The sequence below is a fragment of the Mycobacterium sp. genome (assembly GCF_019243155.1).
GTDB lineage: Bacteria > Actinomycetota > Actinomycetes > Mycobacteriales > Mycobacteriaceae > Mycobacterium.
The window spans coordinates 1-5,152 of the sequence record NZ_JAFAUS010000177.1; the positions used below are offsets into that span (position 1 = coordinate 1).

Genomic DNA, 5,152 nt, shown 5'->3' on the forward strand with positions numbered 1-5,152 from the left:
CATTCAGGCGCGAACGCAGATACTCGTTGGTGATCACCGCGGCGGGGGCGGCATCAGACAAAACGAACTCGATCCGCGCCGCGGGCACCCCCGGGTCGATCGGCAGGTAAGCCGCCCCGGTCTTGAGCACGGCCAGGATCGCCACGACCGCTTCAGCGGAACGCTCCATCAGCAGACCCGCGCACCGCCCCGGCCCCACACCATGCCCGATAAGCAGATGCGCCAACCGGTTTGACGCCTCATCCAACTGCGCATACGTCAGCGAGTCGCCGCCACACGTCAACGCCACCGCCCCCGGAGCCCGGCCCACCTGCACGGCGAACACCGCCGGAATCGATGCCGGCGCAACCACCGGCGTCGTCAGCACCGCGCGGTTACCGATCGCGTCAAGCCGGGCATATTCGTCGGCGTCGAGCACCTCGATGGACGAAACACGTTGTGTTGCTTCGGCGGTGATCGCAGTCAGTACCCGCTGGAGCCGGTGGATCAGAACCTCGATACTGGTGGCATCGAAGACGTCGGTGCGGTACTCCACCAGCCCGCCGATCCCAGCAGGCTCGCCGGCCTGCGTCCACCGTTCGGACAGCGACCAGGTGAGGTCCATGCGCGCGGTGTGGGTGTCCACTGGTATCGGGCTGACCCGCAGATCGCCCATGTCCAACTCCGCGAGATCGTTATTCTGCCAAGCCAGAATGACCTGGACCAAGGGGTGGTGGGTCCGGCTGCGGGCCGGGTTGAGGCGCTCGACCAGAATCTCGAAGGGGACGTCTTGGTTGTCGTAGGCCGCCAGGCTGCGCTGGCGGACTTGGGCGAGCACCTCGGCCACGGTAGGGTCGCCGGCCAGATCCACCCGCAGCACCAGGGTGTTGACGAAGAACCCGACCAGCTCATCGAGCGCGGGATCGCCACGCCCGGCGATCGGGAAGCCCACGGCGACATCGGAACTCGCTGTGAGCTTGGCCAGCAGCACCGCCAACGCGGCTTGCACCACCATGAAGCTCGTCGCGTTGTGCTCGCGCGCCAACCTGACGACCTGCTGCTGCAACTGCGTCGGCCAATCCACCGTCACACTGGCGCCGTGGTAATCGGCAACGAGCGGATAGGGCCGATCGGTGGGCAGCTGCAACCGGTCGGGCATCCCGGCCAAAGCCTGCTCCCAGTAGGCCAACTGAGCGCCGACACGGCTGCCGCTGTCGCTGAGATCACCCAACTGCTCCCGCTGCCACAGGGTGTAGTCGGCGTACTGCACCGCCAGGGGCGCCCAACTCGGGGAGTGTCCCGCCGCCCGCGCGGTGTAGGCCAGTGCCAGATCGCGAGCCAGCGGGGCGATCGACCAGCCGTCGGCGGCGATGTGGTGAATCGCGGCGGCCAGCACGTGCTCGTCATCGCCGACACGGAAAAGCTCTGCTCGCAATGGGATTTCGGCGGCCAATTCGAAGCTGTGCCGGGTCGCGGCCTCGATCGCGTCGTCGAGTTGACCCGTCGGCCAGCCCGATGCGTCGATGACCTGCCAGCCCACCCGCGCTTGCTCGGCGGGAATGATCTTTTGTTCCGGGATGCCGTCCGGCGCACAGAAGAGGGTGCGCAGGCTTTCATGGCGGGCCACCACGTCGTTCAGCGCGGCGGCCATTGCGGCGGTGTCCAGGGTGCCGTCCAACCGCAACGCCACCGCCAGATTGTAAACCGGTGAGGGGCCGTGCAATTGGTTGAGGAACCACAACCTGTTCTGGGCGAACGACAACGGCAATACCGCGGGCCGTTCCATGGCCACCAGCGGGGCTACCCTTCCTGGGTCCTCACCGATTCCGGGAGCCAGGGCGGCGATCGTCGGTGCCTCGAACACGGTACGCACCGACAGGTTGGTGTTCAGCTCGGTGTTGATCGCCGCGACCAGCCGCATCGCGGACAGAGAATCCCCACCCAGATCGAAGAACGAGTCGTCGACCCCGACCCGCTCGAGCCCGAGCACCTGGGCGTAGATGCCGGCCAGGATCTCTTCCGTCGCACCGCTCGGGGCGCGATAGCGGGTGGCATCCTGATACTCGGGTGCAGGCAGGGCTGGGGTGTTCAGTTTGCCGTTGATCGTCAACGGCATTGCGTCGAGCGCGACGATCGCGGCCGGCACCATATATCCGGGCAGCCGATCCGCCAGCGCGGTGCGCAGTTCGGTGGGATCGGCCGATCCGGTGACATAGCCGACGAGACGCTTCTCGCCGGGCTGGTCCTCGCGTGCGGTCACGGTGGCCTGTTCGACCCCCGCCAACGCGAGTAGTGCCGCTTGCACGTCACCCAATTCGATGCGGTAGCCGCGGATCTTGACCTGCTCGTCGGCCCGGCCAAGATACTGCAGCTGTCCGTCGGCGCCCCACGACACGAGATCACCGGTGCGATACATCCGCGATCCGGGCGCCCCGAACGGACACGCCACAAACCGCGCCGCGGTCAACCCGGCGCGGCCAACATAGCCTGTGGCCAGACCCGCCCCGGCCACATACAACTCCCCGACCACTCCGGCGGGCACCGGCCGCAACCAGCCATCGAGCACCGAGAAGCCCAAGTGCGCAAGGGGGATCCCGATCGGGCTGCCGTGGCCCTCGAAATCGCTGGCGCCGATCTCCTGGAACGACGCGTGCACCGTCGTCTCGGTGATGCCGTACATGTTGATCAGACGCGGCAGTCCCGGGTGGTAGTGCAACCAACTACCGAGACGCTGGGGTTCCAGCGCCTCGCCACCGAACACCACAGCCTCGAGCTTCAACTCCAGGCCCAGCCCCGGTGAGAGCGCATCGGCGGTCTGCAGCGCATAGAACGCCGACGGGGTCTGGCTCAGCACACTGACCTGCTCACGCACCAGTAGGCCGTGCAGGTCTTCCGGCGAACGCACCACCGGGTCTGGCACGATCACCAGTCGTCCGCCATACAACAGCGCACCGAAGATCTCCCACACCGAGAAGTCGAACGCCAGCGAGTGGCACTGCGTCCACACCTGCCCCAGCGCCAGCTCGGCGTCCAGCGACTCCAGTAGCTGAGTGACGTTACGGTGCGGCACGGCAACGCCTTTGGGTGTCCCGGTGGTGCCGGACGTGTAGATGACGTAGGCGATGTCGTCGCCCGCCGGTGCCGGCAACGCGGTGTTCGGCTGCGCGGCTACCGCAGGGTCGGCGATATCGATGACCGGCACGTCGGATCCGCCCAGTCTGGACCGCACGTCGGTGGTGGTGACCACCGCGATCGGAGCGGCGTCGGCCAGAACGAATTCGATCCGCGCCGCCGGTACCGCCGGATCGATCGGCACGTAGGCCGCGCCGGTCTTCAATACCGCCAGGATCGCCACGATGGCTTCAGGTGAACGCGGGAGAAGCAGGCCCACATACCGCCCCGGACCCGCATCATGCTCAATCAGTAAGTGCGCCAACTGGTTAGCGAAGTCATCGACCTCGCGGTAGGTCCACGACCGCTCTTCGCCGCTGAGCGCCACTGCCTCCGGAGCGCGGGCTACTTGGGTGCCGAACGCTTCCGGGATCGACGGCAGTGTGGTCACCGGCGGTGCGGTGAGCACTGCACGATTGCCCCACCCATCCAGCCGGCTGTGTTCGGCGGTATCAAGCACTTCGATCGACGAAAGCCGTTGTCCGGCATCATCGGTGATCGCGGTCAGGACCCGCTGCAATCGAGCGATCAGCGCCTCGATGCTGGTGGCGTCGAAGACGTCCGTGCGGTATTCGACCGTGCCGCCGATCCCCGCGGGCTCACCGGTGTCAGTCCAGCGTTCGAACAGCGACCAGGTCAGGTCGACGCGTGCGGTGCGGGTGTCCACCCGCAGCGGAGCGATCCGCAGATCACCCAGCGTCCGCTCGGCGGTGAGATCGTTGTCGTGCCCAACGAAATTCTGCCAAGCCAACAACACCTGGACCAAGGGGTGGCGGGTCAGGCTGCGGGCCGGGTTGAGGCGGTCGACGAGGACTTCGAAGGGAACATCTTGGTTGTCGTAGGCAGCCAAGCTGCGTTGGCGGACCTGGGCGAGCAGCTCGGCCACGGTGGGGTCACCGGCCAGATCCACCCGCAGCACCAGGGTGTTGACGAAGAACCCGACCAACTCATCGAGCGCGGGGTCGCCGCGCCCGGCGATCGGGAAGCCCACGGCCACATCGGAACTCGCGCCGAGCTTGGCCAGCAGCACGGCCAGCGCGGCCTGCACCACCATGAAGCTCGTCGCGTTGTGCTCCCGGGCGACCTTGGCGACCTGTTGCTGCAACTCGGTGGGCCAGTCGACGACGACCTGCGCGCCGTCGTGATCGGCCACCAGCGGGTAGGGCCGGTCGGTGGGCAGCGCCGTCCGGTCGGGCAGCCCGGCCAAAGTCCGTTCCCAGTACGCCAACTGCGCGCCGACGCGACTGTCGCCGTCGTCGAGATCACCCAACTGGTCGCGCTGCCACAGCGTGTAGTCGGCGTACTGCACCGCCAGCGGCGCCCAGCCCGGGGCATGCCCTGCCGACCGGGCGGCATAGGCCAGCCCCAAGTCGTGCACCAGCGGGGTGATCGACCAGCCGTCGGCGGCGATGTGGTGCACCACGGCCACCAGCACGTGCTCGTTCTCGGTCACGCGGAAAAGTATTGCCCGCAGAGGTATTTCGGTGGCCAGCGCGAAGTTGTGGGATGTCACGGCCTCGATGGCCTCGTCGAGCATTCCCGCCGGCCAGCGGCGAGCATCGACGACCTGCCAGCCCGTGTCGGCCTCTTCGGCCGGGACGACCAGTTGCCGGGGGGCGCCGTCGAGCGCGGGGAAGAGGGTGCGCAGGCTTTCATGGCGGCCCACCACATCGGCAAGTGCGGCACCCATCGCTTCGGTGTCCAGCGGGCCGTCAATGCGCAATGCCGCAGCCATGTTGTAAACCGGTGAGGGGCCCTGTAATTGGTCGATAAACCACAACCGGCTCTGGGCGAACGACAGTGGCACCACCGCGGGCCGCTCCACCGGAACCAATGGCGCCAGTGGGCTGACACCCTCCCCGAGGTGGGTGACCAGCGCCGCGATCGTCGGCGCCTCGAACACCGTGCGCACCGACAGGTTCGTGTCCAGCTCTGTGTTGATCGCCGCGACAAGTCGCATCGCCGACAGGGAATCCCCACCCAGATCGAAGAACGAGTCGTC

1 protein-coding gene is annotated in these 5,152 nt (G+C 67.2%); it reads right to left on the reverse strand.

The window, feature by feature from the left end; genetic code table 11:
- The coding region (locus JOZ00_RS08760) for a non-ribosomal peptide synthetase (protein WP_293342565.1) at positions 1 to 5,152 on the reverse strand (5,152 nt) is incomplete at both ends.